This is a genomic window from Pseudosporangium ferrugineum (assembly GCF_003002065.1).
In the GTDB taxonomy this organism is placed as follows: domain Bacteria; phylum Actinomycetota; class Actinomycetes; order Mycobacteriales; family Micromonosporaceae; genus Actinoplanes; species Actinoplanes ferrugineus_A.
In genome coordinates, this window is record NZ_PVZG01000078.1 from 1 (window position 1) to 1675 (window position 1675).

Sequence of the window (1675 nt, forward strand, 5' to 3'; positions counted from 1 at the left end):
CCTCGATGATTCGCAGGTGATGGCTGCTGGTTCGGCCGGACCGCTTTGATCGATCGGTGTTGATGGGTGTGGCGGTCCGGGCATGGTGGTGGGCCGTCTGTCGCGGCGGTGGGCGTGGTCTCCTGGTGTTCTCCGGTCGTCGGGGTTGGGCTGACCGAAGGTCAGCCGGGTGCGGGGATCGCCGTGATCCGGGTGAACGCAGCGGACAGTTGTTCGGCCCAGGGCCAGGTGGCGGGGATGCGGAGCCGGCGCAGGCGTTGGCCGCGGGTGAGCCGGGCGGCGGTGTGCAGCAGCCGGTAGCGCAGCCGTTTCGGTTCGGCTCGGGCGAGGTCGCCGTCGAGGGCGTGGATTTGCAGCCAGCAGATGAGGTCGGCGGCGATCGCGGCCGCAACACACCAGGCTTGGTTGATGGCGAACTCGCGGGACGGCAGCCGGCGCAGGCCGGTGTCTTTGGCGCAGCGGATGCGGTCCTCGACGCGGGCGTGGGCGCGGTGGCGGGCTTCGAGCCACTGCAACGCGCCCACGGCGGTGTTGGTGACGAACGCGGTGTAGCGCCAGCCGTCGCGTTCCTCGAACAGTGACAGTTGAGCGCCGGGATGTGGCCGTTCGCGGCGGACGATGACCCGCATCGTCTCGGGCCAGCCGGCCAGGGTGAGCAGGCCGGTCAGCTCAGCCACTTCGGCTTTCTCGCGGACGCCGCCGTCGGCGGCCAGAGCCGGTGTCCAGGCCGACGCGGGCAGGGCGGTGATCGCGGCGCGTTCCGGCTCGCCGATCGACCAGCCGATGGAGTACTCGACGGTGCGGCGGCGGGTGTTGCGGGCGGTGAGCCAGTCCAGCACCGCGTGCGTGCCGGCGGCGCTGTCCCCGCGGATCAGCAGGTGCCGGCGATGTGGGGCGGGGATCTGCGCGATGGCGTCGGTCAGCACGGTGAGGTGGTCGGCGGCGGTGTTCGCCCCGGCGTTACCCGGCCGCAGCGTGACGGCGAGTAGCTCGTTGGTGTTGTCGCAGGTCACCAGGATGGGGTGGAAGCCGTAGGTGTGCTTGTAGGTCGCGGCGGCGTGTTCCTTGTCGGAGTGCGCGATCAGGATCGTGGAGTCCACGTCCAGCACCACTATCCCGGCGCCGACGTCCCGGCCGGCGGCCCGCGCCGCTGGTGGGCCGCCGGACAGCTGCCACATCCGGGCACGGACCTTCGCCCGCGCGACCGCGATCCGGCGCAGCTGGGTGGTGCCGATCTCGTCCAAAGCCCGCCACACGGTGGTGTCCGAGGCGACCGGCCCGAACACCTCACTCTGATGGCGCAACACGTCGATGTCGCAGATCGCCTCGCCGCCGTCGGCGATCAACACGGCCAGATCAGCCAGGACCCGGCCCCGGTCATGGACCGGGAACACCCCGGCACGGGCGAGCGCGGCCGACAACGCATCCGTCAGCCCAGCTCGGTCCGCGAGCATCCGCAGCAGCGCGGTGCCGACGTGCGACACCACCTGAGTTCCGTCCGCGGTGACCCGCAGATCCTTCGACCACGTCGTAGACTGCACGCCGGAAGTGCCTTCCTTGCAGAGATCCTTGCAGATGTCGCAATCACAAGTTTCCCCTGCCAGAGAGGCACTTCCGTCTATTTACACGCCGGTCGGGCCCACCAGTTGATGATCACCGTGAATCACCCGGGCTA

General features: G+C 70.0%; 1 protein-coding gene. It reads right to left on the reverse strand.

Annotation, left to right across the window (positions count from 1 at the left end; genetic code table 11):
- Nucleotides 1-161 precede the first annotated feature (161 nt).
- On the reverse strand, nucleotides 162-1541 hold the full coding sequence (locus tag CLV70_RS38795; protein ID WP_106131592.1) for an IS1380 family transposase: 1380 nt from the start codon (nucleotides 1539-1541) through the stop codon (nucleotides 162-164).
- Between the last annotated feature and the right edge of the window lie 134 nt (nucleotides 1542-1675).